The sequence below is a fragment of the Streptomyces sp. NPDC006602 genome, assembly GCF_042870385.1.
In the GTDB taxonomy this organism is placed as follows: Bacteria; Actinomycetota; Actinomycetes; order Streptomycetales; family Streptomycetaceae; genus Streptomyces.
Genome location: NZ_JBIAHG010000018.1, coordinates 42,834 through 68,872, shown reverse-complemented (window position 1 = coordinate 68,872; position 26,039 = coordinate 42,834). Strand labels below are relative to the sequence as shown.

Genomic DNA, 26,039 nt, shown 5'->3' with positions numbered 1-26,039 from the left:
TGTCAGAACCCCCGCGTCCGCTTCGCAGCCCTGCGCCCCGCCGCACTCCCCGCCCCCGGCAAACGCAGGAACAGACGCGAGATCTCCGACCCTAGATTGACCCCGATGGCGATGGCCATCGCCAGTGCCGCCGCCTTGGACAACGACACCAGCCCCTCGTCGACCTGGTTCTGCGCGATCGACAACAGCCCGAAGTACGTCGCGGAACCCGGCAGGAGAGGCCCGATCGCCGCCGTCGTGTAGGGCAGTGCGGAAGCGAACCGGTACCGGGACAGCATCTGGCCGAACAATCCCACCAGGCCCGCCGCCACCGCCGTGGAGGCGACCGGTGAGAGTTCGCCCGCGTAGTGCATCGCGCCGTACACCGACCAGGCGACACCGCCGTTCATGGTCACCGCGAGCACGGTGGATCGTTCCTGCTGGAGCAGCACCGCGAAGGTCAGGGACAGCAGCATCGACGCGCCGATCTGCCACAGCGGCCGCTCGGAGTCGCCCAGGGCGGCGTCCGGGTTGAGGTGGGCGCCCAGTTGCACACCGACGTAGAGCATGATCAGCACGCCGACGACGATGCCGACGAAGAAGTACATGACCTCCAGCAGGCGCGCGGAGGCGGTGATGTAGAAGCCGGTCAGACCGTCCTGGACGCCCGCCACCAGCGCCCGCCCGGGCAGCAGGGCGAACAGTCCACCGGTGACCACCGCGGCGGCCTTCACGTCCACGTGCGCGAGGGTCAGCGCGATCCCTATCGCGGCCGGCGGCATCGCGGCGACGGTGAACTGGTAGAACTCCGGCAGCCCGCGCCCCGCGCACAGCCAGGCCAGCCGGTCGCCGAGCATCGCGCCGAGCGCGGCCGCGATGAAGACGACGTAGTCACCGCCGACGAGCACCGAGGCCGCGCCCGCCAGCAACCCGCTCGCCGAGGTCAGCACCCAGCCGGGATACGGGTGCCGGTTGCGCCGGATCTCGGCGAGCCGCCGGTAGGCCTCCTCCAGGGAGATCGCCGTGTCCGGGTCGCTGAGGTCGTCGACCAGCCGGAACACGGCCGCGAGGCGCGTGTAGTCGGTGCCGCGGCGGCGGACCGTCCGGGACGCCGTCACCGGGTCCTCCACCAGGGACGGCTGGTACGAGATCGACAGCAGGGTGAAGGTGACGTTCGGCTCGCAGCGGTCGAGGCCGTAGGAGCGGCAGACCGCGAACATCGCCGCCTCCACGTCCTCGGCGCCCTCACCACCGGCCAGCAGCAGCTCGCCGATACGCAGCGTCAGGTCGAGCACCCGCGGAACGGCCGGGCCCTCCTCCTCGACCTTCTGCAAGGGCTCCGGCGCGGGCCGCTCGGCCACCGGCATCCGCAGCATCGTGCGCATCCGGTCCTGCCAGGGCGCGTTCTTGGTGAGGCTGACCAAGGGGATGCCGGTCGGCGGAGTGAACGCCGCCTGGGCGTCCCTGGCGCTGTAGGTGCGCGGCGGGCTGAACGCCGACCCCTCGGACTCCGCCGCGGGCGTCTGCGGCACGCCGAGCCCCTTGGGGACGGTGAACTCCGACGTGGTCTCGGACTCCGTGGCGACGCCCCCGGGCACGGCCAGGCCCTCGGGAACCGCGAACTCCGACGTCGTGGCGGAATCGGCCGAATCCCCGGCGACGGCGGTGGGAGTGGCGAACCTGCTCCTGGCCTCGTCCGACCGCGGCTTGCGGTCCTCCGCGTCCCTCACTCCGTAGCGCTCCCTGTACGACACGTGCAACAGGCATCAGTATGCGCACACAGCGCGAAGGGGCCGCACGCGTGCGCGCGCGGCCCCTTCGCGACAGCAGGCTCAGTGACCGCCCTGGTCCTTGAAGCGCTTGTACGACCGCTCGATCTCGGCCTCGGCCTCGGTGCGGCCCACCCAGTCGGCGCCCTCGACCGACTTGCCGGGCTCCAGGTCCTTGTAGACCTCGAAGAAGTGCTGGATCTCCAGACGGTCGAACTCCGACACGTGGTGGATGTCCCGCAGGTGCTCCACGCGCGGGTCGTGTGCCGGGACGCACAGCAGCTTGTCGTCGCCACCGGCCTCGTCCGTCATGCGGAACATGCCGATCGCGCGGCACTGGATGAGGCAGCCGGGGAAGGTCGGCTCGTCCAGGATGACCAGCGCGTCCAGCGGATCGCCGTCCTCGCCGAGGGTGTTCTCGACGAAGCCGTAGTCGGCCGGGTAGCTGGTCGAGGTGAAGAGGCGACGGTCCAGGCGGATCCGACCGGTCTCGTGGTCCACCTCGTACTTGTTCCGCGAACCCTTCGGAATCTCGATCGTGACGTCGAACTCCACCGGTGGCTCCTCCATGATCAACACATAGTTCTGGTGGTTAAGTGTCCCTCACGCAGGTGTGTGATCGCGAAAGGGGCTGTTGGTCGTGCCAGAGCTGGGGCCTTGGCGAGCCGCGAGACCACATGTGACGCGGGTCGCGAACGCCGTACGACCGCGTCTGGCACGGGCCGCGGACGCCGTACGACCACGTCTCGCGCGCGCCGCGACGGTCGCGAAACCGCACGTCGCACCGCTCGCGAAGCCGCAGATCGCGCGGATCACGAGGCCGAAGACCTGGCAGTACACCGCGGGCGCCGCCACCGCCGGACTGGCGCTGGCCGCCGCGGTGGTCTCCGCCGCGGGCCCTTGGGACTCCACCGGTCAGCGTACGGCGGAGCGGGACCGGGCGGTCGCCCAGGAGCGCACGGGTGGCGCAGATCACGACGGCTCGTCCGGTACGGCGGGTGGAGCGCCCCGGCCCGCGCCCAGCGCCGCCTCCGTCCTCATCGGCCTCGGCGGCGCCACGAACAGCGTCAGGACGGCCCCGACCGGCCCGGCCCTCGCCGAGGTCCTGACCCCCCTCCTGAGGGACCCGGCGCTCGGCACCCGCACCACGGCCGCCGTCGTCGACGTCGCCACCGGCAAGCCGCTCTACGGCACGGGTGCCGACGAGGCCATGACCCCCGCCTCCACCACGAAGATCGCCACCGCCGTCGCCGCGCTCTCCGCCCTGGGCGCCGACCACCGCCTCACCACCCGCGCCGCCCTCGAACCCGACACCGACGAGCTCGTCCTCGTCGGCGGCGGCGACCCCACCCTCACCGCCCACAAGGACGCCGAGGGCTGGGCGAGCCTGCGCACCCTCGCCGACGCCACGGCCGCCGCCCTGAAGAAGCGCCACATCAGCGAGGTCACGCTCTCGTACGACACGACCCTGTACGCCGGTCGGGAACTTCATCCCATCGGGGTCAACGACAACCTCGCCCCCGTCACCGCCCTGATGGCCGACGAGGCCCGTACGGACGACTCCGCGAGCGGGCCCGCGCCCCGTGCGGCGGACCCGGCGGCGGACGCGACCCGCACCTTCGCCGACCTCCTCCGGGGCAAGGGCATCAAGACCACGTCACCCGGACCCTCCAAGGCCACCGGCCGCGCCGAGTCACTCGCCACGGTCTCCTCGCCGCCGCTCTCCGACCTCGTCGAACGCATGCTCACCAACAGCGACAACGACATCGCCGAGGCGCTCGCCCGCCAGACGGCCGTCGCGACCGGCAAACGCGCCGATTTCGCGGGTGCCGGCCAGGCGATCGGCGCCCGGCTGAAGAAGCTCGGGCTGCCCGTGTCGGGCGCCGACTTCAAGGACGGCAGCGGCCTGGACCGCGCCGACAGACTTACGGCGGGCCTCCTGGCGTCCCTCCTGGTGAAGGCCGGCGACCCCACCCACCCGGAACTCCGCCCCGCCCTCACCGGCCTCCCGGTGGCCGGCTTCACGGGCACCCTGACCAGCCGCTACACGGACGGCGCGGCAGGGATCGTACGAGCGAAGACGGGCACCCTGACGGGCGTGAACACGCTGGCGGGAACCGTGGTTGACCAGGACGGTCACCTCCTGGCCTTCGCGTTCCTGACGTCGAACACGACGGACCCGGCGGCGGCGCAGTCGGCGCTGGACAGGACGGCGACGGCTCTGGCGGCCTGCGGTTGCCGGTGACGCGGCCCCGCCAACCTGGCTCGACCCTGCCCCAAGCGGTGGAGCTCACGTACGGTTGACGCATGACGAGCATCGGTGGTGCCGAGATGGTCGACTGGAATCTCGCGGTGGCGACCGCGACCCGGCTCGTACGGCCGGGCCCCGACGTGAGTCGTGACGAGGCCAGGGCCGTCGTCGCGGAGCTGCGTCGGCATGCCAAGGCCTCGGAGGGACACGTCCGGGGCTTCACCCGTATGGGCACGGAAGACACCCACGACACTCCGGTCCTGGTCGTCGATCGCCCCGGCTGGGTCCGGGCGAACGTCGCCGGTTTTCGGGAGCTTCTGAAGCCCCTCCTCGACAAGATGCAGGAACGGCGCGGCAACACGCCCGGCGGCGCGGTCCTCGGCGCCGTCGGCGGCAAGGTGACGGGTGTCGAGCTGGGAATGCTGCTGTCCTTCCTGGCCTCGCGGGTCCTCGGCCAGTACGAGACCTTCGCCCCGGCCACCCGCGACCTCCCCGCTGGGGAGAGCGGCGGCGGCCGCCTGCTCCTCGTCGCCCCGAACGTCGTGCACGTGGAGCGCGAACTCGACGTAGAGCCCCACGACTTCCGGCTGTGGGTGTGCCTGCACGAGGAGACGCACCGCACGCAGTTCACCGCCGTGCCCTGGCTGCGGGACCACCTCGGGGGCGAAATCCAGTCGTTCCTGGGAGAGACCGAGGTCGATCCCATGACCGTCCTGGAACGCATCCGGGAGGCTGCCCAGTCGCTCGCCGGCGGGCGCCCCGAGGGCGAGGAGGACGAGGGCGGCAGGTCCCTCGTGGAGATCGTGCAGACGCCTGCCCAGCGGGAGATCCTCGGCCGCCTCACCGCCGTGATGTCCCTCCTGGAGGGCCACGCCGACTTCGTGATGGACGGGGTCGGTCCGGACGTCGTGCCGAGCGTCGCCGAGATCCGCGAGAAGTTCCAGCAGCGTCGCGCCAAGGGGGCCTCCCGACTGGACATGGCCCTGCGCAAGCTGCTGGGTCTGGACGCCAAACTCCGGCAGTACCGGGACGGCGAACGCTTCGTACGGGCCGTCGTCGACCAGGTCGGCATGGACGGCTTCAACCGCGTGTGGACGTCCCCGAACACCCTCCCGACCAAGACGGAGATCGCCAAACCGGCGGATTGGGTCGCGCGGGTGCATCGCAAGGCCGAGTCGTGAACAGGGCGCTGAAGTCGTGAAGCGAATCCGGACGACGGCAGGCGAACGCCCCTGCAATCACCCGTCCGAGGGACCGTGAGCGATGGGTAGGCGTGCAATGCTCGGGGAACGGCCCGGTTCTGTCACCATGTGCACACTCTGAGTGACCGAAACCGGGGCTCACCCCCGAAAACTTCATGAAGGGAACCGGACATGGGTCCCCATCCTGCGGTCGCGGCGATACGCCTGGCGGTCCGCCGCGTCCTCCACGACATCCTCACCGAGCCCAGCCGCACGACGACGCCCGAACACGGCCGTGCGACTCTCGGCCGGACGCCCGGAGAGTCCAGCGCCTCCGACGACGCCCCGCACGAGCCTGAGCCGTCGCCGCTCGTGCTCGTGGCGTGCTCCGGCGGCGCCGACTCCATGGCCCTCGCCTCGGCCCTCGCCTTCGAAGCCCCCAAGCTCGGCATCCGCGCCGGCGGCATCACCGTCGACCACGGCCTGCAGCCCGGCTCCGACCTGCGTGCCGACGAGGTCGTGCTGCGCCTGCGCGAACTCGGCCTCGACCCGGTCGAGGCCACCGCCGTGACCGTCGGCCGCGAGGGAGGGCCCGAAGCCGCCGCCCGCGACGCGCGCTACGCCGCCCTGGACGCGGCCGCCGAACGCCATGGCGCCGTGGCCGTGCTGCTCGGCCACACCCGCGACGACCAGGCCGAAACCGTCCTGCTCGGCCTCGCCCGCGGCTCCGGCATCCGCTCCCTGTCCGGAATGGCGGCCGTTTCCGGGGGCCCGGGGGCCGCCCGCCGTTACCGCCGCCCCTTCCTCCAGCTCGACCGGCAGACCGCCCGCAAGGCCTGCATGGTCCAGTCCCTGCCCGTCTGGGACGACCCGCACAACGCCGACCCCGCGTACACGCGCTCCCGGCTGCGCCACGAAGGCCTGCCCGCGCTGGAGAAGGCGCTCGGCAAAGGCGTCGTGGAGGCCCTCGCCCGCACGGCCCAGCTCTCCCGTGACGACGCCGACGCCCTCGACACCTGGGCCGGCCAGGCCGAGGCCGCCGTCCGGGACGCCGCCGGCCTCCTGGAGTGCGCCAAGCTCTACGCCCTGCCGCCCGCCGTACGCCGTCGCATCCTGCGCCGCGCCGCGATCGAGGCCGGCGCCCCCGCGGGTTCGTTGTTCGCCCGTCACATCGAGGAAGTCGACCGGCTGATCACCGGCTGGCGCGGCCAGGGAGCCATCAATCTCCCGGGCAAGGTCGTCGCCCAGCGGCAGGGTGGCAGACTGGTGATTCGGCAAGGCTGAATCCCGACCTCTCCGTGCACCTCGGGAGAGGGGCAGGGCAGCCGGTTGGACGACCGAAAGTGATGCGGGTGGACGCGAAAGACATGGGTCCCGACCTCAAGTCGGTGCTCATCACCAAGGAAGAGATCGACGCGAAGCTCACGGAGCTTGCCGCGAAGATCGACGCGGAGTACGCGGGCAAGGATCTGCTGATCGTCGGCGTACTCAAGGGCGCGGTGATGGTCATGGCGGACCTCGCCCGGGCGCTGTCCACCCCCGTCACCATGGACTGGATGGCCGTGTCGTCCTACGGCGCGGGCACCCAGTCCTCCGGTGTGGTGCGGATCCTCAAGGACCTCGACACCGACATCAAGGGCAAGCACGTCCTGATCGTCGAGGACATCATCGACTCCGGCCTGACCCTGTCCTGGCTGATCTCCAACCTCGGCTCGCGCGAGCCCGCATCCCTCAAGGTGTGCACCCTGCTGCGCAAGCCCGAGGCCGCCAAGGTCGCCATCGACGTCCAGTGGGTCGGCTTCGACATCCCGAACGAGTTCGTCGTCGGCTACGGCCTCGACTACGCCGAGAAGTACCGCAACCTCCCGTTCGTCGGTACGCTCGCGCCTCACGTCTACGGCGGCTGAGCCAGATGGCCCAAGCCCTGTAAGACGATCGGGAACCCCAGCGGGTTTCGCGCCGTTGGAGCATGCAGACGGGTTCGTCAGCCTTCCCGTGCGGCTTCGGTCCACAATGCTGGGGTACCGTCAGAAGAACTGTCTTATCAAACTCACTATGGCAGGAGGGACGGGGCGGCAACGCTCCGTATGGATGGACGTGAAGCGATACTTCCGTGGGCCGGTCATGTGGATCGTGCTGGCCGTCCTTGCCGTGGTCGTGTTGATGCAGGTCGTCGGCTCGTCCGGTGGCTACAAGACGGTGGACACCGGCCAGGTGATCCAGGCGATCAATGACAACAAGGTCGAGTCGGCCAAGCTGACCACCGGCGACGAGCAGACCGTCAAGGTCCAGCTCAAGGACGGCGTAAAGGTCGAGGGCAGCTCGAAGATCCAGGCGAGCTACATCGGCGACCAAGGCGCGACCCTCGCCGGGACGCTGCAGAACAAGTACCAGGACAAGCAGATTCCGGACGGCTACACGGTTTCGCCGACGAAGCAGAACGCCTTCGTCGGGATCCTGCTGTCCCTGCTCCCCTTCGTCCTCATCGTGGTCGTCTTCCTGTTCCTGATGAATCAGATGCAGGGTGGCGGCTCCCGGGTCATGAACTTCGGGAAGTCCAAGGCGAAACTCATCACCAAGGACACCCCGAAGACGACGTTCTCGGACGTCGCAGGCTCGGACGAGGCCGTCGAGGAGCTCCATGAGATCAAGGAGTTCCTCCAGGAACCGGCGAAGTTCCAGGCCGTCGGCGCCAAGATTCCCAAGGGCGTACTGCTGTACGGCCCTCCCGGCACCGGCAAGACCCTGCTCGCGCGTGCTGTCGCGGGCGAGGCGGGCGTCCCCTTCTACTCGATCTCGGGTTCCGACTTCGTCGAGATGTTCGTCGGTGTCGGTGCCTCCCGAGTCCGTGACCTGTTCGAGCAGGCCAAGGCGAACGCCCCGGCGATCGTCTTCGTCGACGAGATCGACGCGGTCGGCCGCCATCGCGGCGCCGGCCTCGGCGGTGGTCACGACGAGCGCGAGCAGACGCTGAACCAGCTGCTCGTCGAGATGGACGGTTTCGACGTCAAGGGCGGTGTGATTCTCATCGCCGCGACGAACCGGCCGGACATCCTCGACCCGGCTCTTCTGCGCCCCGGCCGCTTCGACCGCCAGATCGCGGTCGACCGCCCGGACATGCAGGGCCGTCTGGAGATCCTCAAGGTCCACCAGAAGGGCAAGCCGGTCGCACCGGACGTCGACCTGTCGGCGGTCGCCCGCCGCACCCCCGGATTCACCGGTGCGGACCTGGCGAACGTGCTGAACGAAGCGGCGCTCCTGACGGCGCGCAGCGACCTGAAGCTCATCGACAACCACATGCTGGACGAGGCCATCGACCGCGTCGTGGCGGGCCCGCAGAAGCGGACCCGGATCATGTCGGACAAGGAAAAGAAGATCACCGCGTACCACGAGGGCGGCCACGCCCTGGTCGCGGCGGCCTCCCCGAACTCCGACCCGGTCCACAAGATCACGATCCTCTCGAGAGGCCGTGCTCTGGGCTACACGATGGTCCTGCCGGACGAGGACAAGTACTCGACCACGCGCAACGAGATGCTGGACCAGCTGGCCTACATGCTGGGCGGCCGCGCGGCCGAGGAACTGGTCTTCCACGACCCGACGACCGGCGCTGCGAACGACATCGAGAAGGCCACCGCAACGGCCCGCGCGATGGTCACGCAGTACGGCATGACCGAACGTCTCGGCGCCATCAAGTTCGGTGGCGACAACACCGAGCCGTTCCTCGGACGTGAGATGGCTCACCAGCGCGACTACTCGGAAGAGGTCGCCGCGCTGGTCGACGAAGAGGTAAAGAAGCTCATCGAGACCGCGCACAACGAGGCCTGGGAGATCCTGGTCGAGAACCGCGACGTCCTCGACAACCTGGTGCTTCAGCTGCTGGAGAAGGAGACGCTGAACAAGGAGCAGATCGCCGAGATCTTCGCTCCCATCGTCAAGCGTCCTCCGCGGCCGGCCTGGACCGGCTCCTCCCGCCGCACGCCGTCCACCCGTCCGCCGGTGCTCTCCCCCAGGGAGCTCGCACTGACGAACGGCGCCAACGGCGCGACACCGGCGATCTCCACCGTGAAGTCCACCGCGGTGGAACCCGCCCCGGCGACCGAGCCCGCCCCCGAGGACCGTCCGGAGAGCTGACTCCCCAGGCGCCTCGGGCCGCGGTGACCTCACCAGGCCCGGAATGAATGCCACGCCCCCCAGGTTCTAGCCTGGGGGGCGTGGCATTTGTATGTCCGCAGTTGAGGCGCGTGGTCCACAGGCGCGACAGGCACAGGAACGAGGCACCAGATGACCGACCCCGTGACGCTGGACGGCGAGGGCTCGATCGGCGAGTTCGACGAGAAGCGGGCCGAGAACGCCGTACGCGAACTGCTGATCGCGGTCGGCGAGGACCCGGACCGCGAGGGGCTTCGGGAGACGCCGGGGCGGGTGGCGCGGGCGTACAAGGAGATCTTCGCGGGGCTGTGGCAGAAGCCCGAGGACGTGCTGACGACGACGTTCGACCTGGGGCACGACGAGATGGTGCTCGTGAAGGACATCGAGGTCCTGAGCAGCTGTGAACATCATCTGGTGCCGTTCGTCGGCGTTGCCCATGTCGGCTACATCCCGTCCACCGACGGCAAGATCACGGGCCTTTCGAAGCTGGCCCGGCTCGTGGACGTGTATGCCCGTCGGCCTCAGGTGCAGGAACGACTCACCACGCAGGTCGCCGACTCCCTGATGAAGATCCTGGAGCCGCGCGGTGTGATCGTCGTCGTCGAATGCGAGCACATGTGCATGTCGATGCGGGGGGTCCGCAAGCCCGGGGCGAAGACCATAACGTCGGCGGTCCGTGGCCAGCTGCGTGACCCCGCCACCCGCAATGAGGCGATGAGCCTCATCATGGCTCGCTGAGCGGCCACCTGATCGTCCGGCGGGTCACGCCGGCGAAGCGGCTCCCGTGTTGTGGTCGTCGTCCTCCGGGAGTCTGCAGACGCGCTCCAGGAAGATGGCGGCCGCTATGACGGCGATGCCCGCGAGGACCGAGAAACCGGCGTAGATGGCCTGGTCGCGGCGGGCGGGGATGTCTAGGGACTCCAGGAGGAAGACCCCGGTGCCGCCGTACATCCCGGAGACGAGGGCGGCGACCAGGGCGCTGGCCTGGCCGAAGACGACGGCGCGGGCCGCCATCAGCGGGTCGACGCCCTTGGCCTCGGGGCGGCGCTCACGCTGGGCCTTGAGGCGGGCGCGGATCGAGAGCGCGGTGGACAGCAGGACCGCGGCGATCAGCGTGAGGACGATGGGGGCGGCCAGGGGGACGCTGGGGAGGGTCCCGACCGAGTTCCAGAGGCGGGCGCCCGCCCAGGACAGGATCCCGGCGACGGCGAAGACGCCGGCCAGCAACCTGATGCGCAGCTCTCTCACGGTGTCCCTTCAGCTCCCCGGCCGTGGTCGCGGACGGTGGTCGTGATGACCCGTCCGGTGCGGCCGCCCATTCGGCCGTTCCGGGCTCGTCTTGACCTTAACGGCTACTCGGGCAGCCGGAGTTCCAGGTCCTTGCGGGCTTCCACGCCGTCGCGGGTGAGGGTGTCGAGGAGAGCGGCGACCTCGCCCCGTCCGGGCAACTGGGCGTCGGGCTCCACGTCGTGCCACGGGGCGAGCACGAAGGCGCGTTCGTGGGCGCGCGGGTGGGGGAGGGTGAGGTGCGGGTCGTCGGTGACGACGTCGGCGTACGCGACGATGTCCACGTCGAGGGTGCGCGGGCCCCAGCGCTCGTCCCGGACGCGGTTGAAGGCCTCCTCGACGGCGTGTGCCCGCTCCAGGAGCGAGGACGGGGGCAGCGTCGTCTTCAGAACCACGACCGCGTTGAAGTAGGACGGCTGGCTGCCGGGCTCGACGCCCCACGGCTCCGTCTCGTACACGGGGGAGACGGCCTTGATGCGGACGCCCGGGGTGTCCTCCAGGGCGTCGATGGCGCCCTGGAGGGTCTCCAGGCGGTTGCCCAGGTTGGAGCCGAGGGAGATCACGGCTCGTTTCGGGTTGTGGAGGGTGGTGTCGGCGGCGTCGACCTGCTCGACGACGGAGGCGGGCACCGGCTGTACGGTCGGGTCGCTGTGACCCGCGGTGAAGGACGCGGTCATACTCGGCTCCGGGTGATGGTGACGGTCACGTCGTCGAAGGGGACGGTGATCGGCGCGTCCGGTTTGTGGACGGTGACCTCGACCTCCTGGACTCCTTCGTGCTTCAGACAGGCCTGGGTGATGCGCTCGGCGAGCGTCTCGATGAGGTTGACGGGCTCGCCCTGGACGACGGCCACGACCTCTTCCGCCACGATGCCGTAGTGCACGGTCTTCGCCAGGTCGTCGTCGGCGGCGGCCGGACGGGTGTCCAGGCCGAGGACGAGGTCCACGATGAAGGTCTGGCCCTCCTCGCGTTCCTTGGGGAACACGCCGTGGTGCCCGCGGGCCTTGAGGCCGCGCAGCGCGACACGATCCACGCGAATCACTCCTGCAATCGTCGGTGACGGCCGGTTCGTACCGGGTGCGGACGGCACACCGGCCTCGAACGAATCTACCTGCGAGCACTGACAGGGCCGGGCCACGAGGGCGCGGGCCCGAGCCGGGGTCGGAGGTTTCACCTCGTGTTTCCCCTGGGGAACCCGGCGGCTCACAGGCTGGTAGCCGCCCCTACCCCAGGTCCCGTGATTCCAACCACTTCTTGGTCCCCGCGGGCGATCGGGCGGCTCGGGGGTTCCTGTGGGGCGGCTCAGGGTCGTTCCTGTAGGGCGCCTACCCGCTCAGGCGGGGGTGTCGTCGCTTTCGTCCTCGTCGTTTTCGGCCAGAACCGGGGACGCGTGGTGGGACCAGAGTTTCCAGCCGTCGGCAGTGCGGCGGAACACGTTCGTGGCGACGACCAGCTGCCCGACGAGCGGGCCGAGTTCTTCGCCGCCCTCGGGGGCGGGGCCGCCGCTGAGGATGTTCTCCGTGCAGTTCACCAGGGCGGTGTCGCCGGTGATGGAGACGTGCACGTCGGTGAGGAAGAACTGGATGTAGTCCGTATTTGCCATGATCAACGCATAGGACCTGAGGACGTCACCGCGGCCGGTCAGCACCGGCCAGCCGGGGTGCACGCAGGAGATCACGCCGGTGTCCGCCGGGTCGTGGTACTCCTCGTCGACGCCCAGGTCGGACGGGGTGAGCCAGAGCGAGGTGAGCTTTTCGAAGTCGCCCTGCTCCATCGCCTCGTAGTAGGCGGCGTTGGCCAGTTCGACCTGCTCGACATCGGTCTGGGGGGCGCTCACAGGGCTCCCTCTGCGCCGTTGTCCACGGCGCATGCCCTTTCCACGGCGCGTGCGCTTTCCACGGCGCGTGCGACCCGTACCGCGTCCGCCGTCGCGCGTACCTCGTGCACGCGCACCGCCCATGCGCCGGCGTGCGCCGCGAGGGCGGAGACGGCGGCCGTCGCGGCGTCGCGCTCGCGTGCGGGCGGGGGCGCACCCCCCGGCCCGGCGAGGACACGGCCGAGGAACCGCTTGCGGGAGGCGGCGACGAGCAGCGGGTGGCCGAGCCCGAGGAGGCGGTCGAGGCGGGCGAGGAGGGCGAGGTCGTGTTCGGCGTCCTTGGAGAAGCCGAGGCCGGGATCGACGACGATGCGGTCGGGCGCGATGCCGCCCTCCAGAACGGCCTCCACGCGCGCGTGCAGTTCGGCGACGACTTCGGCGACGACGTCGTCGTACACGCCCTTGACGTTGCCGCCCTCCAGGAAGCCGCGCCAGTGCATGACGACGAAGGGGGCGCCGGCGGACGCCACGGCCGGGATCATCGCGGGGTCGGCGAGGCCGCCGCTGACGTCGTTGACGAGGGCGGCGCCGGCTGCGAGGGCCCGTTCGGCGACGGAGGCGCGCATGGTGTCGACGGAGACGGTGACGCCCTCGGAGGCGAGGCCGCGGACGACGGGGATCACCCGCTTGAGCTCCTCGGCCTGGTCGACCCGGGTGGCGCCGGGGCGGGTGGACTCGCCGCCGACGTCGACCAGGTCGGCGCCTTCGGTGACCAGGTCGAGGCCGTGTTTGACGGCCGCTGCCGTGTCGAAGAAGCGGCCGCCGTCGGAGAAGGAATCGGGGGTGACGTTCACGACTCCCATGACCGCGCAGCGGCCCCATTCCGGAAGGCCCGCGACGCGTCCACGTCCGCTCTGCTTGCTCATACGTTCAGCGTAGGCCCAGGGCGGGGCCGCAAGGCCCGGGGCCCGGCCGTTGCCACGGGCGGGCGCATGCGGCCGAGCGGAACCTTCGGGCCGGAGGAGGAGGTGGGGTTTCAGCTCGGCCTGTCTTCGGGGCCATGGCCTTGTCCTGGGACCGCGGCCTGTTCCTGGTGCCGCGGTCCGTGCGGTCGGTCGTCACCGCGGCCCTTCGTCGTCACGCCGCGCGGACGTCCCGTTCAGCGACGGCGTGGGCGCACGCGCGCGAGGCGACCGTACGGCGGCGCAGGAAGCGCGGCACGGGGAGGGCCAGGTTGACGAAGCCCTCCGCCTGCATGGCGGCGAAGCCGATGCGGGGCAGGTCGCCGGAGGCGCGGTAGACGACGAAGCGGGGCTCCCAGCGCGGCCGGAACTTCGCGTTGAACTTGTACAGGGACTCGATCTGGAACCACCGGGACATGAAGACCAGCAGCCCGCGCCAGACGCGCAGCACCGGGCCCGCGCCGATCTTCTCGCCGCGCGCCAGTGCCGAGCGGAACATCGCGAAGTTGAGCGAGACGCGCGCGATGCCGAGGCGGGGTGCCGCCTGCAGGGCCGCAACGATCAGCAGCTCGTTCATGCCCGGGTCCGCCGACCGGTCCCGTCGCATCAGGTCCAGGGAGACGCCGTCCGTGCCCCACGGCACGAAGTGCAGGATCGCCTTCAGGTCGCCGTACTGCCCGGGCCGGTCGTCCGCCCACCCGTCTCCCACCGCCGCCCTGCCTGAGGTGCTTCGCGCCGCCCCTTCGATTCTGTGGGCGGTGGCGATGAGGCAGTCACCGTCGGCAGGGTCGCCGATGCGGCCCAGCGCCATGGAGAAGCCGCGCTCGGTGTCGGTGCCGCGCCAGTCCTCGGCGGCGCGGCGGATGCGGTCCAGCTCGGCGTCGCCGAGGTCACGGACGCGCCGTACCCGGGTCTCGTAACCGGCGCGCTCGATGCGCTTGACCATCTGGCGCACATTGCGCATCGCGCGGCCGGCGAGGGAGAAATCCGCGACGTCCACCACCGCCTCGTCGCCCAGTTCGAGGGCGTCGAGACCGGTCTCGCGGGTCCAGACCTCGCCGCCGGTCTCGGAGCAGCCCATGACGGCGGGGGTCCAGGAGTGGGCCCTGGCCTCGTCCATGAAGCGCTCGATGGCGCCCGGCCAGGCCTCGACGTCGCCGATCGGGTCGCCGCTGGCGAGCATCACGCCGGAGACGACGCGGTAGGTCACCGCCGCCTTGCCGCTGGGCGAGAAGACCACGGCCTTGTCGCGGCGCAGCGCGAAGTGGCCGAGGGAATCGCGGCCGCCGTGCTTGTCCAGGAGGGCCCGCAGACGGGCCTCGTCCTCGGCCGTGAGGCGCGCGGCCGGGTGTTCGGGGCGGAAGGCCAGGTAGATCGTCGTGACGGCGGTGAGCAGGCCCAGGGCGCCCAGGGAGAAGGCGACCGTCCAGGAGGTGTTGCCCTGGTAGTCGACCGGGCCTTCGAAACCGAACAGGCCGTACAGGACGTGCGTGATGCGGTCGGCCAGGCTGGGGTCGCCCACCAGACGGTTGGGGTGGACGCTGACGATGACCAGCCCGAGGGCGAGGGAACCGGCTCCCATGAGGACGAAGTTGGCGAGTGCCCGCCACCGGCTGCGCGGGTCGGGGAGGGCGGAGAACTGGTCGCGGTGACGCAGCAGGGGCGCGAGCAGCGCGAGCGAGATCAGCACTCCCACGAGCGAGTGCCGGTAGGTGAACTGTGCCAGCGCTCCGGCCGGGAGCAGCACCACGGCGGCACGCCAGGCCCGGCGCTTGGCGCGCTTGAGGCCGTGGGCTAGCAGCAGCAACAGCATGCCGGCGCTGAGCGAGAGCGCGGCCGCGAACGGACCGAGCGCGCCGGGCAGCACCTCGGCGATGGTGTGCATACGGCTGTGCCGGAAGCGCGGGAAGACGCCCGCGGCGATGTCCAGGAGGCCCACGAGAGCACACGCTCTGCCGACGAGGACCGGGGCGGCCTCGGGGCGCGGACCACTGAGGACGCGCCGCATCCGATGTGATCGGGTCGGAACCCCGCCCGACATTTCCTCATCTGTCCTGACAGACATCGCATCCCGTTGTTCCGCGAGTGAGCTTGGATCCGGGCCCGATTCGGGCATCCGGCGACATTGCGCCCTCTAGGACGGTGTCTCAGAGGGAGAGGTTCACTCACCTTCTCAAAACCGGTTCAAAGCCCAGGGAAAGTCCCGGGCAAGCCCTCGCGAAGGAACCCATGGGTCTCACGAGCAACAAGACGCTGGTGCTGGCGGTGCTCTCCGCCGTGCTGCTGTTCCTCGGCACGGTGTGGCTGTGGCCACGGCTGGCGCGGCGGGACTGGCGGGCCGTCGGCGGGCGTGTCGGCCTGCTGCTCGCCACACAGTTGGCCCTCTTCGTATCGGTGGGACTGGTCGCCAACCAGGCCTTCGGCTTCTACGCCTCCTGGGCGGACCTGTTAGGAAAGGAGACCGACCAGGGCCTGGTCGTCGACCACACCGAGGGCAGAGGTTCCAGCGGCCCTCTCCAGGTGGTCGAAACGCGGAGGGTGAACAAGACGGGCGGCCTGAGGCCGCAGCTCGGCGGGCAGATCCAGAAGGTCGCCATTGTGGGCCGTACGACACGAATCGCTACGCCCGCGTACGTGTATCTGCCGCCGGAGTACTTCCAGCCGGAGTACCGCACGCGTACGTTTCCCGCGGCCGTCGTCCTCACCGGTTATCCGGGCACCGCTCAGGCGCTGGTGGACAAACTCCGCTATCCGCGCACGGCCTGGAAGCTCGCCGAGAGCGGCCGTATGCAGCCGATGATCCTGGTGATGCTGCGGCCTACGGTGGCGCCGCCGCGGGACACGGAGTGCGTGGACATCCCGGGAGGCCCGCAGACCGAGTCGTTCTTCGCGAGGGATCTGCCCGACGCCGTACTCGCCCACTACAGGGTGGGCGAAAAGCCGGGTAGCTGGGGCATCATCGGCGACTCCACGGGCGGCTACTGCGCCCTGAAGCTCGCCATGCACCATCCCGAGGTGTACGCCGCCGGCGCTGGGTTGTCCGCGTACTACAACGCGCCGAGCGACCCGACCACGGGCGATCTCTTCCACGGCGACAAGGATCTGCGCGACCGGGCCAACCTCTTGTGGTACCTCAAGCACATGCCGGGGCCGGACACCTCACTGCTCGTCACCAGCAGCAAGGTCGGCGAGGCGAACTACAAGGACACGCTGAAGTTCATCGAGAGGGTGAAGAACACCGGGCGCACGCGCATCTCGTCGATCATCCTCGAAAGCGGCGGGCACAACTTCAACACCTGGCGGCGGGAGATACCGCCGACGCTGCAGTGGATCAGCGGACGACTGGGCGACCACTGAAAACGATCTTGCAGTTCTCGGCCTTCTCGCCGTTGCTGCCCTCTCCGTCTTGTCGATCCTGCCGAATTCGGCGCGCATCTGATTCCTGATGTCGTGTGAAGTCTCGGCGATGGCTGTCTTTTTACGGCCCGGGGCACCATCATTCACCTACTCGCGGTAAGTTTCTGGCCATGCCACGTGGACGTCACCGCCATTCCCCGCCCTTGCACAGGCTGCTGCCCCCGTCAGCGATCGCATGCGTCTCTCTTGTCTGCGCTCTCGGCCCGTGGGTGTTCACGGAACAGACGGTGCTCCGTGGTCTGGCCGCGGCCGCCGCGGTGACGGCGGTCGTCGGCGCGGTCGTCATGCGTCACTGGGACACGCAGGCGGGCAAGCAGGTCGCCGACCTCACGCGCGCGCGTGCGAGCGACGAGTGGCGCTACGAGGAGCGGGTCGCCGAACTGGAGACCGACCTCGACGAGTCGCGCGAGCTGCGCGTCAAGCTGGAGCAGCGGCTGCGGGCCAAGCGCTCGGAACTGGCGGGCCTGCGCAACGAACACGCGGCGCTGCTGCGGCGGTACGCCACGGCGGAGACCGAGCGGGCGAGCGCCCTGGAGGGCCGCCGGCTGCTGGAGATAGAGACGTCTGGTCCGGCCGCCCGCGCGCTGCTGCCGGCACCGGCCGGTTCCGTGGACGCGGCGGGGGCTGTGGCAGTTCCGGCCGAGCCGGAGGCCGACGAGGCCGTACCGGAGGCCGAGGGGGCCGTCGAGGCCGGCGACGCCGTACCGGCGACGGAAGAGGAACCCGAGGCTCTGGCGGTCTTCTCCCCGGAGGGTTCCAAGCTGTTCCTGCGGGCGAAGGGGGCGCTGGCGCGCTTCGGCGACGACGGCGACGGCGACGGCGGTGGCGGCGGTGGCGGTGGCGACGGAACGGTGAAGGCCGAGCCGAAGAACAAGTCCGAGAACGACTCCGAGACCGGGTCCAAGGACGTGACGAAGGCCGACCTCGAGGACGCGGCGAACCGCCGGCCGGTGAAGGCCGGTTCGGCCGAGGAGACGGCTGCCGGTGCCGCCGGCGGCACCGAGGCGGAGGCCGCGCAGGAGGACGAGGCGGAGGGGAAGCCCGTGGCGGTCGACGGGCATCAGCGCGCGGCCGCCACCACCACCGGCAAGGCCGCCCAGCCGGACCGGCAGCCCTTCGGACACTTCGTCGCGCCGACGGCGGTGGCGGTCGTACCGACGACGCCCGCACGGCGTCCGCTGGTCGAGGGCGGCTTCGACTTCTTCGGTGCGCAGAAGGGGGCGGCCCCGGCCGCGCTGGCGGCCGTCCAGAACGAGGACCTCGCCGACGTCGTCGGCCAGGAGGCCCTCGCCCTCCACAAGGCTGAGTCCGAGGCGGAGTTCAAGCCGGCCGACGAGGATTCCCGTGGCGTCGGCCAGGTCATCGACCTGACGGCCCACGACGAGACCGAGCAGATCGACGTGCAGGGACTGCGGAGCGCGGTTTCGTAACGAGGCCGCGTAACGCCGGCCCGCGACCAGAAGCCCCCGGCCGGAGCCCGCGACCAGAAGCCCCCGGCCGGAGCCCGCGGCCCGGAGCCCGCGGCTCAGCCCGCGGCTAGGACGCCATCCACCTGTCCGGCCGTGCCTCGCGACGCCCCGTCCGTGATCGCTCCGCCTGCCCCCGCAGCAGCTCAGCAGCCTCCTGAGCGCCCCTCAGTCGCGCTGTGACGGTCTTGTTGGCCCCGGTGTCCACATGAACGTCGGCGACGCGCCACACGCGCTCCCAGGGCCCTTGCGCGAGCCGTACGCTCTGCACCTTCGCGTGCGGGACGAGCGACAGGCTCCGCCGCAGCAGCCCGTGCCGGGCCACGAACACCGCGTCGGTGACGGCGAGTCCGTAGCCCCGCCACCACACCGGCACACATCGCGCGGCCCGCCGGGGCGGCCGCGACAGCGCCGACAGGGGCGGCACGGTCACGCCGGGCAGCACGCGCGCGACGACCGACTCGGCGACCTCCCGCGGAGCGACCGGCACCAGCACGGAGTTGGACGACCCGGCCACGTCCAGCTCCACCCGCACCCAGTCGCGCCGCCGCCACAGCAGCGGCTCCACGATCCGTACGGTCTGCACGCGTCCCGGTGGCACCGTCTCGTGCGTACGGTCCAGCAGGCCGTGGTCGATCCGCAGCCCGTCCGGAGACTCGCCCACCGTCCAGTCGTACTCGCCGACGAACCGCCCCACGCTGCTCGCGCCCGCCGCGCCCAGCAGCGGCAGCGCCGTCGCGAGCACCGTCCACACGCTGTGGGTGGCCAGCCACAGCACCGGCGGCACGACGAGGGCGGCGACCAGCGTTCCCCAGGTCGCGCCGGTCAGCACCAGCGAGACGGCGAGGACACCGGCAGGCACGCGCAGCAGCTCGCGGGAGGGTGCCTCGCCGACCTCGTGCGCCGTCTCGGGCGCGAAACCGGCGGCGCGCGCGAGGAGTTCCGCGCGCAGCGCACGCGCCTCGTCCTCGCCCAGGAAGGCGAGTTCGTCCTTCTTGTCCGCGCCCACGACGTCGAGTTTGAGTTTGGCGACTCCCGCGACCCGCGCGAGCAGTGGCTGGGTGACGTCGACGGCCTGGATGCGTTCGAGCCGGATGTGCGCGGCGCGCCGGAACAGCAGGCCCGTACGGATGCGCAGTTCGGTGTCCGTCACCGCGAAGTGGGTGAACCACCAGGTCAGGAAGCCGTAGAGGGCGGCGGCCGGGACGAACACGGCGAACCCGATGAGCAGTGTGGTCGTGGTCAGCCTCGTCAGCTGTTCCTGCGCCTGGTTGGGGTCGTGCACCGCCCATCCGATGATCACGGCGATCGGCGCCCAGGCCCGCCTCAGCGGCGTCACGGGGTGCAGCCGCCGTTCGATGACGGGTGGCTTCTCGTGTACGGCGTCGTCCACGCCCGGTGCCGTCACAGGCCCGCCGATCGGGCTTCACCGAGCTCGGTGAGCCGGTCGCGCAGCCGTTCCGCCTCGTCCGGGTCGAGGCCGGGGATGGTCGCGTCGGTCGCCGCGGCAGCCGTGTGCAGCTGCACGCTGGCCAGCCCGAAGTGGCGTTCGACGGGCCCGGACGTGACCTCGACCAGCTGCATGCGTCCGTACGGCACCACGGTCTCCTCCTGCCACAGGACACCCTTGCTGATCAGCAGGTCGTCGGCGCGCTCGGCGTAGCGCCAGGAACGCCAGTTGCGGCCCAGCATCACCCAGCCCCACGCCATCAGGGCCAGCGGCAGCAGCGCGGCGGCGGACCAGACCGGTCCGACGAGCAGGCCGAGCAGCAGCCCGAGCCCCAGGGCCACCAGCCCCAGCCACACCACCAGCAGCAGCCGCCGCATCCGCAGCAGCCCCGGTGGCAGCCCGGTCCACACCGGCTCGTCCCCCGTGGTCCCCGTGTCGGCCGTGCTCCCCGTCTCCATGCGGCCAGCGTACGTAGGAGAGACTGTGTGCATGACTCCTACGACGGAGACCATGGTCGGCATCGGCGGCGCCGCGGAGAGCACCGACATGGTGCTCAACATCGGGCCCCAGCACCCGTCCACGCACGGTGTGCTGCGCCTCAGGCTCGTTCTGGACGGCGAGCGCATCACGCGCGCGGACCCGGTGATCGGCTACATGCACCGCGGCGCGGAGAAGCTCTTCGAGGCGCGCGACTACCGGCAGATCATCATGCTCGCCAACCGCCACGACTGGCTGTCGGCCTTCTCGAACGAGCTGGGCGTCGTCCTCGGCGTGGAGCGCATGCTCGGCATGGAGGTCCCCGAGCGCGCGGTGTGGACGCGCACACTCCTCGCGGAGCTGAACCGGGTGCTGAACCACCTGATGTTCCTCGGCTCCTATCCGCTGGAGCTCGGCGGCATCACCCCGGTCTTCTACGCGTTCCGCGAGCGCGAGGTGCTCCAGAACGTCATGGAGGAGGTCTCCGGCGGCCGCATGCACTACATGTTCAACCGCGTCGGCGGCCTCAAGGAGGACCTGCCGGCCGGATGGGCCGCACGCGCGCGTGCGGCCGTCGCCGCCGTTCGCTCCCGCATGGACCGGTTCGACGACCTGGTGCTCGGCAACGAGATCTTCCGGGGGCGCACGCGGGGCGTCGGCACCCTCGCGCCGGAGGCCGTGCACACGTACGGCGTGAGCGGGCCGATCGCGCGCGCCTCGGGCGTCGACTTCGACCTGCGCCGCGACGAGCCGTACCTGGCCTACGGCGAGCTGCAGGACACCCTGAAGGTGGTGACCCGGCAGGAGGGCGACTGCCTCGCCCGCTTCGAGGTCCTCCTGGAGCAGACGCACAACGCCCTCGACCTCGCGGACGCCTGCCTCGACCGGCTCGCCGACCTGCCGCCCGGGCCGATCAACCAGCGGCTCCCCAAGGTCCTGAAGGCACCCGAGGGCCACACCTACGCGTGGACCGAGAACCCGCTCGGCATCAACGGCTACTACCTCGTCAGCAAGGGCGACAAGACGCCGTACCGGCTGAAGCTGCGCTCCGCCTCGTACAACAACATCCAGGCCCTCGTGGAGCTGCTGCCCGGCACGCTGGTCGCGGACATGGTGGCAATCCTGGGGTCACTGTTCTTCGTGGTCGGGGACATCGACAAGTAGCCCGCCGAGGGGCCCTTCCGCGGCCCGTGCGGGCTGGATGCCGACCGGCTGGAGCAGCCATCCGAAGTCGCCGAGTCCGCCCGACGCGGTGAGCTCGGCGGCCTCTCCGGCGCTCGCGAGGGCGCGCACGTAGGCCGCCGGTTGGGTGGACGCGAGCGCGAGCGGGGGGCGTGCGCCGGAGATGTCCAGGGCGCGCAGGGCGTCGCGCTGGGTCAGAACGCGCCCTCCTGGGAGCGCGCACGCGTCCAGGGCGACGTGCGCTGTGATGTCGCACGACCCGTCCGGCACGGGCGCCGTCTCGCGCCCCTCCCGGAAGCCGGTGAGCGTCCCGAACGGAGGCCGCGCGTGTGCCGTGTGGGCGTAGTCCACCGCCACCGCGAGCCCCCGGCCGACGGTCGCGACCGCCGACGCCCACGCCTCGTCCCGGGGCAGACCGATCTCCGCCCGCGTACCCTCCTCGGCCGACAGCGGCCACCAGCGGGCGAGCCACTCCGCCTCCGCGCCGGAGACCGGCTCCCCGAGTCGCTCGCGCCCGTCCCGCCGGACGAGCACCAGCCGCGGTATGCCCGCGGAGTCCGCCTCGGCGATCTCCACGGGCACGTTGTCCAGCCACTCGTTGGCGAACAGCAGCCCGGTGATCCCCTTCGGGGGCTCGGCCAGCCACTCGATCCGGTGATCGAGACCTTCGGGGCGGCCGGCGACCTCGACGGCGTACCCGCGCGCGCGGGAGGCCACGTCCGCGGGCAGCGCGGCCAGCACCCCAGCTGCCAACTCGCCCCGCCCCGCGGCCATGTCCACGAAGTCGAGCACCTCGGGCCGCCCCAGCGCCTCGTCGACCCGGCACAGCAACCGGGCCACGGCCTGGGCGAACAGCGGCGACGCGTGCACGGACGTACGGAAATGTGCGGCCGGCCCCTCGGGCCTGCGATAGAAGCCGTCCGGCCCGTACAGAGCGGCCTCCGAGGCCGCTCGCCAGCCGCCCCACTCGCCCACTGTCTCCTCGGTCACGCCGTCAGGTTAGGCGCACAGGGGCACGGAGCCTCCACCTTGCGGAGTATGCGCGCGAGGTACGGATCGGCCCTCCGGTTGACCCCTGCACGCATCCCGTATCCCTACGCTGGGTTACGTGCAGCGCCTCTATGACTTCCTCCGCAGGCACCCGACGTGGGTCGACAGCTTCTGGGCCGTCTTCCTTTTCGGGATCTCGGTGGTGGGCGAAACCGCCCGTCAGGAGGCCCGGGGCACCGACTCCCCGGCGGTGGTCGTCCCGATCTTTCTTCTGTTGGGCCTGGTCATCGCGCTGCGTCGGCGCATGCCGGAGAAGATGCTTCTGCTGGCCGTCGTGCTGGGCGTGGCACAGCTCGCGCTGAACGTGGAGACGACGGCCGCCGACTTCGGCTTCCTGGTGATCGCCTACACCGTGGCCGCGACGGGCGCCCGCTGGGCCTCCAGGCTCGCGCTGGCCGTGGGCCTGTGCGCGGCCCCCCTGGCGCAACTGCGCTGGTGGAACGAGGACACCAGCACGCTGGGCAACCTCGCGCAAATGATCTTCCTGACGGTGCCGTTCGTGCTGGCCTGGGTGCTCGGCGACTCGATCCGCACCCGCCGCGCCTACTTCGCACAGCTGGAGGAGCGGGCCGCGCGCCTGGAGAAGGAGCGCGAGGCGCAGGCGAAGGTCGCGGTCGCCGCCGAACGCGCCCGGATCGCGCGCGAACTGCACGACGTGGTCGCGCACAACGTGTCGGTGATGGTGGTGCAGGCCGACGGCGCCGCCTACGTGCTCGACGCCGCCCCCGACCAGGCCAAGAAGGCCCTGGAGACGATCTCCTCCACCGGCCGCCAGGCCCTCGCCGAGATGCGCCGCCTGCTGGGCGTGCTGCGCACCGGCGAACACCAGGAGGGCGGCGAGTACGTCCCGCAGCCCGACGTCGAGCAGATCGACGACCTCGTCGAGCAGTGCCGGGGCTCCGGCCTCCCCGTCGACTTCAAGATCGAGGGCACCCCGCGGCCCCTGCCCAGCGGCGTCGAGCTGACCGCCTACCGCATCGTGCAGGAGGCGCTCACCAACACCCGCAAGCACGGTGGCCCGAACACGGGCGCCAGCGTCCGCCTGGTCTACTTCGACGACGGGCTCGGCCTGCTCGTCGAGGACGACGGCAAGGGCGCCCCGCACGAGCTGTACGAGGAGGGCGGCGCCGACGGCGCCGGCCACGGCCTGATCGGCATGCGTGAGCGGGTCGGCATGGTCGGCGGCACCCTGGACGCGGGCCCGCGCCCCGGCGGAGGATTCCGTATCAGTGCCCTGCTCCCGCTCAAACCAGCGCACTGACGCCGACGCACGTCCTTCGTTGACACCTGTAACGACCCCCGCGACCCACCCATACGGCCAGAGCCGACCCCCACATGCGCGGCCAGAGCCGACCCACACATACGCAAGCCAGAAATGAGAGGCCCCGATGACGATCCGCGTGATGCTTGTCGACGACCAGGTGCTGTTGCGCACCGGGTTCCGGATGGTGCTTGCCGCCCAGCCGGACATGGAGGTCGTCGCGGAAGCGGGCGACGGCGTCGAGGCCCTTCAGGTACTGCGCTCGACCGCTGTCGACGTAGTGCTGATGGACGTGCGCATGCCCAAGCTGGACGGGGTCGAGACCACCCGCCGTATCTGCCTGGAGGACGACCCGCCGAAGGTGCTGATCCTCACCACCTTCGACCTGGACGAGTACGCCTTCTCCGGGCTGAAGGCAGGCGCCTCCGGCTTCATGCTCAAGGACGTGCCGCCCGGCGAGCTGCTGGCCGCCATCCGCGCGGTGCACAGCGGCGACGCGGTGGTGGCGCCCTCGACCACGCGCCGCCTGCTCGACCGCTTCGCGCCGATGCTGCCCAGCGCCGGCAAGGAGCCCCAGTACAAGGAGCTGGAGCGGCTCACCGACCGCGAGCGCGAGGTCATGGTGCTGGTCGCCCAGGGTCTGTCCAACGGCGAGATCGCGGCCCGGCTCGTGCTGTCCGAGGCGACCGTCAAGACCCATGTGGGCCGCATCCTGACCAAGCTGGGGCTGCGGGACCGGGTGCAGGTGGTGGTCCTGGCGTACGAGACCGGGCTGGTGCGGGCGGGCGGGCACGGCTGAGCGGGCTGCGCCGCTGGGCCCTGTCCGCCTAGCGGAGTATCCCCTCCAGGAAGTCGCTGCCCAGCCGGGCCACCACCGTGGGCCCGGCTCGGACAGCGCCTGCTGCGCCATGCCGAGCTCGGCCCTCGGTTGACGGCGGCAGTCAATCGACGCGACCTCGCCGGGCGCCTTCTGCGGACGCGTGTCTACTTGCTGACCGCCTCGACCGTCTTGACGCCTTCGCCGGCCACCTCGGTCACCCGCGCGACGAAATCCCCCACGGCCGCCTTCACGTCGTCGGCCGTCCACTCCAGGCCGGCGGCGCGCACGGTGATCTCGGTGATGCCGAGGCCGGGTCCGCCCCGGTCCCAGGAGTCTCCGAAGAGCAGCGTCTTCGTCTCCTCGGCCTGGCGTACGGCCGCCTCGGCGAGGACCTCCGGGTCGTACGGCAGCCAGACCTGGAACTGGTGGACGTGCGGCTCCTCGGGGAAGACGCGCGCCCACGGCACGCCGGCCTCGGCGAAACCCTCGCGCAGCGCGGCGGCGACCACGCGCGCGTGGGACACGTACTCGGGCAGCCGGGGCAGCTCGCGTTCCAGGCCGACGAGCGCCGACAGCACCGTGGGGAACTGTTGGAAGATCATGCCGCCGTAGCGGTGCCGCCAGGTCTTCGCCTCCTCCACCAGCGTCCTGGGGCCGGCCAGGGCGGCGCCGCCGAAGCCGTCGAGCGACTTGTAGAACGACACGTAGACGCTGTCCGCCAGGGCCGCGATCTCGTCCAGGGGACGGCCGAAATGGAAGGTGGACTCCCACAGGCGTGCGCCGTCGAAGTGCACCACCGCGTCGCGCTCGCGCGCCGCCTCCACGACCTCCGTCAGCTCCTCCCAGGAGGGCAGCACGAAACCGGCGTCCCTGAGGGGCAGCTCCAGCATCAGCGCCCCGAAGGGCTCATCGAATTCGCGCACCTCCTCGGCGGTCGGCAGCCGGGGCTCGCTCGTCAGGCGGACCGAGCGCAGCCCGGTGACCTCGGCGAGCGCGCCTCGCTCGTGCACCTCGGGGTGGGCCAGCGCGTGCAGTGCCACCGTGGCGTTGCCGGTCCGGTCGGCCCAGCAGCGCAGGGCGATCTGCTGGGCCATCGTGCCGGTCGGGAAGAACGCGGCATCCTCCGTCCCCAGCAGCGCGGCGACGCGCTTCTCCAGCGCCTCCACGATCCGGTTGCCGTAGAGGTCGCCGGCCTCGTCGAGGTCGTACACCTGGGGTGCCGCTTCCTGAAGCCACGCGAGCCGGTCGCGCAGGGTGCCGAGGAAGCCCCCTCGCGACAGGACGCGCTCCGCCCCACGGTTGGCGGCCGCCCGCCGCTCCCGCAGCCGCTCCTGAGCCGACTGTTCCCCGCCCTGTTCCGCCATGTCCGTCATGCTCCGGATCATGCCGTGCGGCGGTCCGCGCGGGCACCCGCATTTCCGCCGCCCCGTCAGGGAGGCCCGCGTACGAGGAGCGTGCGGCGAAACCCACAGCCTGTGGACAACCGGACGCCCCCGGAAACCGATCGCGTTAACATGACGAG

Annotated in this window: 23 protein-coding genes; 11 read left to right on the top strand and 12 right to left on the bottom strand. The window is 71.0% G+C overall.

The features are described 5' to 3' along the window. Positions 1 to 2 precede the first annotated feature (2 nt). Together ACFYO2_RS33395 and ACFYO2_RS33390 are read right to left on the bottom strand one after the other, a co-directional pair. A complete protein-coding gene (locus ACFYO2_RS33395; RefSeq protein WP_388356505.1) occupies positions 3 to 1,709 on the bottom strand; it encodes a threonine/serine exporter ThrE family protein in 1,707 nt (568 codons plus the stop codon). Between the two features lie 102 nt (positions 1,710 to 1,811). Next, positions 1,812 to 2,303 carry an inorganic diphosphatase gene (locus ACFYO2_RS33390; RefSeq protein WP_030599677.1) on the bottom strand — a complete coding sequence of 164 codons (492 nt, stop codon included), beginning with the start codon at positions 2,301 to 2,303 and terminating at the stop codon, positions 1,812 to 1,814. A 124-nt stretch (positions 2,304 to 2,427) separates the two neighbouring features. Here ACFYO2_RS33390 and dacB point away from each other — a divergent pair, with 124 nt between their 5' ends. The 6 genes from dacB to folE all read left to right on the top strand — a co-directional run bounded on the left by dacB (position 2,428) and on the right by folE (position 10,067). Further along, positions 2,428 to 3,993, top strand: a complete 1,566-nt coding sequence (gene dacB, locus ACFYO2_RS33385; RefSeq protein ID WP_388356502.1) for a D-alanyl-D-alanine carboxypeptidase/D-alanyl-D-alanine-endopeptidase — start codon at positions 2,428 to 2,430, stop codon at positions 3,991 to 3,993. 62 nt (positions 3,994 to 4,055) lie between these two features. Next, positions 4,056 to 5,180, top strand: coding sequence for a zinc-dependent metalloprotease (locus tag ACFYO2_RS33380; RefSeq protein WP_388356499.1), 1,125 nt, complete (start codon positions 4,056 to 4,058; stop codon positions 5,178 to 5,180). 192 nt (positions 5,181 to 5,372) lie between these two features. Further along, a complete protein-coding gene (gene tilS, locus ACFYO2_RS33375) occupies positions 5,373 to 6,464 on the top strand; it encodes a tRNA lysidine(34) synthetase TilS (protein ID WP_388356497.1) in 1,092 nt (363 codons plus the stop codon). A 62-nt stretch (positions 6,465 to 6,526) separates the two neighbouring features. Then, a complete protein-coding gene (hpt, locus tag ACFYO2_RS33370; RefSeq protein ID WP_388356494.1) occupies positions 6,527 to 7,087 on the top strand; it encodes a hypoxanthine phosphoribosyltransferase in 561 nt (186 codons plus the stop codon). Between the two features lie 184 nt (positions 7,088 to 7,271). Continuing rightward, positions 7,272 to 9,311, top strand: a complete 2,040-nt coding sequence (gene ftsH / locus ACFYO2_RS33365; protein ID WP_388356492.1) for an ATP-dependent zinc metalloprotease FtsH — start codon at positions 7,272 to 7,274, stop codon at positions 9,309 to 9,311. Between the two features lie 150 nt (positions 9,312 to 9,461). Then, on the top strand, positions 9,462 to 10,067 hold the full coding sequence (folE, locus tag ACFYO2_RS33360; protein ID WP_388356490.1) for a GTP cyclohydrolase I FolE: 606 nt from the start codon (positions 9,462 to 9,464) through the stop codon (positions 10,065 to 10,067). A gap of 24 nt (positions 10,068 to 10,091) precedes the next feature. Here the strand turns inward: folE and ACFYO2_RS33355 are convergent, their stop codons facing one another. The 6 genes from ACFYO2_RS33355 to ACFYO2_RS33330 form a co-directional block, all read right to left on the bottom strand. Next, entirely contained in the window at positions 10,092 to 10,577 is a 486-nt protein-coding gene (locus tag ACFYO2_RS33355; RefSeq protein WP_388356488.1) for a DUF3180 domain-containing protein, read from the bottom strand. Positions 10,578 to 10,681: 104 nt separating this feature from the next. Further along, positions 10,682 to 11,293 carry a 2-amino-4-hydroxy-6-hydroxymethyldihydropteridine diphosphokinase gene (folK, locus tag ACFYO2_RS33350; protein ID WP_388356486.1) on the bottom strand — a complete coding sequence of 204 codons (612 nt, stop codon included), beginning with the start codon at positions 11,291 to 11,293 and terminating at the stop codon, positions 10,682 to 10,684. Further along, entirely contained in the window at positions 11,290 to 11,649 is a 360-nt protein-coding gene (folB, locus tag ACFYO2_RS33345; RefSeq protein ID WP_266435775.1) for a dihydroneopterin aldolase, read from the bottom strand. Before folB ends, folK begins: the two co-directional genes overlap by 4 nt. Before the next feature lie 300 nt (positions 11,650 to 11,949). Further along, positions 11,950 to 12,453, bottom strand: coding sequence for a nuclear transport factor 2 family protein (locus ACFYO2_RS33340; RefSeq protein ID WP_388356483.1), 504 nt, complete (start codon positions 12,451 to 12,453; stop codon positions 11,950 to 11,952). Beyond that, the gene (folP, locus tag ACFYO2_RS33335; protein WP_388356481.1) at positions 12,450 to 13,358 is read right to left on the bottom strand and encodes a dihydropteroate synthase; all 909 of its coding nucleotides are present in this window, start codon (positions 13,356 to 13,358) and stop codon (positions 12,450 to 12,452) included. Before folP ends, ACFYO2_RS33340 begins: the two co-directional genes overlap by 4 nt. Before the next feature lie 211 nt (positions 13,359 to 13,569). Then, positions 13,570 to 15,435 (bottom strand): phosphatidylglycerol lysyltransferase domain-containing protein, encoded by a 1,866-nt coding sequence (locus ACFYO2_RS33330; RefSeq protein ID WP_388356479.1) that lies wholly within the window; start codon positions 15,433 to 15,435, stop codon positions 13,570 to 13,572. A gap of 188 nt (positions 15,436 to 15,623) precedes the next feature. Here ACFYO2_RS33330 and ACFYO2_RS33325 point away from each other — a divergent pair, with 188 nt between their 5' ends. Together ACFYO2_RS33325 and ACFYO2_RS33320 are read left to right on the top strand one after the other, a co-directional pair. Then, the gene (locus ACFYO2_RS33325) at positions 15,624 to 16,751 is read left to right on the top strand and encodes an alpha/beta hydrolase (RefSeq protein WP_388356478.1); all 1,128 of its coding nucleotides are present in this window, start codon (positions 15,624 to 15,626) and stop codon (positions 16,749 to 16,751) included. A gap of 170 nt (positions 16,752 to 16,921) precedes the next feature. After that, the gene (locus ACFYO2_RS33320; protein ID WP_388356475.1) at positions 16,922 to 18,241 is read left to right on the top strand and encodes a hypothetical protein; all 1,320 of its coding nucleotides are present in this window, start codon (positions 16,922 to 16,924) and stop codon (positions 18,239 to 18,241) included. Positions 18,242 to 18,347: 106 nt separating this feature from the next. On the opposite strand, the gene ACFYO2_RS33315 is transcribed toward ACFYO2_RS33320, so the two are convergent. Then, positions 18,348 to 19,685: a PH domain-containing protein gene (locus tag ACFYO2_RS33315; RefSeq protein ID WP_388356473.1), complete on the bottom strand. Its 1,338-nt coding sequence runs from the start codon at positions 19,683 to 19,685 to the stop codon at positions 18,348 to 18,350. Beyond that, positions 19,682 to 20,185 (bottom strand): PH domain-containing protein, encoded by a 504-nt coding sequence (locus ACFYO2_RS33310; RefSeq protein WP_388356470.1) that lies wholly within the window; start codon positions 20,183 to 20,185, stop codon positions 19,682 to 19,684. Before ACFYO2_RS33310 ends, ACFYO2_RS33315 begins: the two co-directional genes overlap by 4 nt. A gap of 31 nt (positions 20,186 to 20,216) precedes the next feature. Here ACFYO2_RS33310 and ACFYO2_RS33305 point away from each other — a divergent pair, with 31 nt between their 5' ends. Further along, positions 20,217 to 21,368: an NADH-quinone oxidoreductase subunit D gene (locus tag ACFYO2_RS33305; RefSeq protein WP_388356467.1), complete on the top strand. Its 1,152-nt coding sequence runs from the start codon at positions 20,217 to 20,219 to the stop codon at positions 21,366 to 21,368. On the opposite strand, the gene ACFYO2_RS33300 is transcribed toward ACFYO2_RS33305, so the two are convergent. Continuing rightward, positions 21,333 to 22,376: an SAM-dependent methyltransferase gene (locus ACFYO2_RS33300; protein ID WP_388356464.1), complete on the bottom strand. Its 1,044-nt coding sequence runs from the start codon at positions 22,374 to 22,376 to the stop codon at positions 21,333 to 21,335. The two genes, ACFYO2_RS33305 and ACFYO2_RS33300, sit on opposite strands and share 36 nt — an antisense overlap. Positions 22,377 to 22,494: 118 nt before the next feature. On the opposite strand from ACFYO2_RS33300, the gene ACFYO2_RS33295 reads away from it, so the two are divergent. Together ACFYO2_RS33295 and ACFYO2_RS33290 are read left to right on the top strand one after the other, a co-directional pair. Next, a complete protein-coding gene (locus tag ACFYO2_RS33295; protein ID WP_388356461.1) occupies positions 22,495 to 23,697 on the top strand; it encodes a sensor histidine kinase in 1,203 nt (400 codons plus the stop codon). 127 nt (positions 23,698 to 23,824) lie between these two features. Further along, positions 23,825 to 24,496: a response regulator gene (locus tag ACFYO2_RS33290; protein WP_388356459.1), complete on the top strand. Its 672-nt coding sequence runs from the start codon at positions 23,825 to 23,827 to the stop codon at positions 24,494 to 24,496. 185 nt (positions 24,497 to 24,681) lie between these two features. Here ACFYO2_RS33290 and ACFYO2_RS33285 read toward each other — a convergent pair whose 3' ends face one another. Further along, a complete protein-coding gene (locus ACFYO2_RS33285) occupies positions 24,682 to 25,890 on the bottom strand; it encodes a threonine aldolase family protein (RefSeq protein WP_388356456.1) in 1,209 nt (402 codons plus the stop codon). Positions 25,891 to 26,039 lie beyond the last annotated feature (149 nt).

Excerpts from the sequence above, each read along its gene's own strand:
- ACFYO2_RS33380 (WP_388356499.1), top strand. The coding sequence starts at position 4,056 with ATGACGAGCATCGGTGGTGCCGAGATGGTCGACTGGAATCTCGCGGTG.
- tilS (WP_388356497.1), top strand. The coding sequence starts at position 5,373 with ATGGGTCCCCATCCTGCGGTCGCGGCGATACGCCTGGCGGTCCGCCGC.
- hpt (WP_388356494.1), top strand. The coding sequence starts at position 6,527 with ATGCGGGTGGACGCGAAAGACATGGGTCCCGACCTCAAGTCGGTGCTC.
- ftsH (WP_388356492.1), top strand. The coding sequence starts at position 7,272 with ATGGACGTGAAGCGATACTTCCGTGGGCCGGTCATGTGGATCGTGCTG.
- folE (WP_388356490.1), top strand. The coding sequence starts at position 9,462 with ATGACCGACCCCGTGACGCTGGACGGCGAGGGCTCGATCGGCGAGTTC.
- folK (WP_388356486.1), bottom strand. The coding sequence starts at position 11,293 with ATGACCGCGTCCTTCACCGCGGGTCACAGCGACCCGACCGTACAGCCG.
- folP (WP_388356481.1), bottom strand. The coding sequence starts at position 13,358 with ATGAGCAAGCAGAGCGGACGTGGACGCGTCGCGGGCCTTCCGGAATGG.
- ACFYO2_RS33330 (WP_388356479.1), bottom strand. The coding sequence starts at position 15,435 with ATGTCGGGCGGGGTTCCGACCCGATCACATCGGATGCGGCGCGTCCTC.
- ACFYO2_RS33325 (WP_388356478.1), top strand. The coding sequence starts at position 15,624 with ATGGGTCTCACGAGCAACAAGACGCTGGTGCTGGCGGTGCTCTCCGCC.
- ACFYO2_RS33320 (WP_388356475.1), top strand. The coding sequence starts at position 16,922 with ATGCCACGTGGACGTCACCGCCATTCCCCGCCCTTGCACAGGCTGCTG.
- ACFYO2_RS33310 (WP_388356470.1), bottom strand. The coding sequence starts at position 20,185 with ATGGAGACGGGGAGCACGGCCGACACGGGGACCACGGGGGACGAGCCG.
- ACFYO2_RS33305 (WP_388356467.1), top strand. The coding sequence starts at position 20,217 with ATGACTCCTACGACGGAGACCATGGTCGGCATCGGCGGCGCCGCGGAG.
- ACFYO2_RS33290 (WP_388356459.1), top strand. The coding sequence starts at position 23,825 with ATGACGATCCGCGTGATGCTTGTCGACGACCAGGTGCTGTTGCGCACC.
- ACFYO2_RS33285 (WP_388356456.1), bottom strand. The coding sequence starts at position 25,890 with ATGACGGACATGGCGGAACAGGGCGGGGAACAGTCGGCTCAGGAGCGG.